Annotated in this window: 1 protein-coding gene; it reads right to left on the reverse strand. The window is 39.7% G+C overall.

Translation table 11 applies throughout. The annotated features are described in order from the left end of the window. Positions 1-182 (reverse strand): hypothetical protein (locus VJI94_RS08935; protein WP_324009123.1); only part of this gene is annotated, 182 nt, incomplete at its 3' end. Positions 183-229: the final 47 nt, after the last annotated feature.

Here is a 229-nt window from a genome sequence, read left to right on the forward strand (position 1 = left end):
TCTATCGTTACTTCTGAAGCTTCTGCATGTTTTTTGATATTGTGTAGCAGCTCCAAAACAATTCTATACAATGCCGCCTCTGTTCGCAAAGGATATCTATTCTTCAATTGACTTGTATACCGAATCTTATAGCCTTCTCCACTGTTCCATCTGGCAACCGTTTTTTCCAATATTCTATCCAATCCTTGTTCCTGCAGTTGTACAGGCATTAGATCGTGCGCGATATTAC

The sequence above is a fragment of the Parvimonas sp. D9 genome (genome assembly GCF_035282565.1).
Lineage (GTDB): Bacteria > Bacillota > Clostridia > Tissierellales > Peptoniphilaceae > Parvimonas > Parvimonas micra.